Genomic DNA, 290 nt, shown 5'->3' with positions numbered 1-290 from the left:
TCACGCCCTCGTCGTATTCCGGGGGCGTTGTGTTGCCGCTGTACCGTCGCGATGACGGCTGATACCGCGAGCCCGGTACCGCCATATCCAGCGCCTCATGCGGCCGTTCAAGGTTATAGACCGTCCGCCAGTGGTCGAAGGCGCGCTGCAGTTCACCGCTGTCCGCGAACCACTTCCCCTGCAGCACTTCCGCCTTCAGGCTGCGGTGAAAACGCTCCAGCTTGCCCTGCGTCTGCGGATGATACGGCCGGGAGTGCCCCACCCGGATACCCTGGCGCATCAGCCACAGC

1 protein-coding gene is annotated in these 290 nt (G+C 65.2%); it reads right to left on the bottom strand.

Translation table 11 applies throughout. The features are described from left to right. A partial coding sequence (locus tag EKN83_RS23270) for an integrase core domain-containing protein (RefSeq protein ID WP_148110465.1) occupies positions 1-290 on the bottom strand: 290 nt, incomplete at both ends.

This window comes from Enterobacter sp. WCHEn090032, assembly GCF_003986875.1.
GTDB classification, from domain to species: domain Bacteria; phylum Pseudomonadota; class Gammaproteobacteria; order Enterobacterales; family Enterobacteriaceae; genus Enterobacter; species Enterobacter sichuanensis.
The sequence above is the reverse complement of the archived record's forward strand: the minus strand, read 5'-3'. Positions and strand labels throughout refer to the sequence as shown.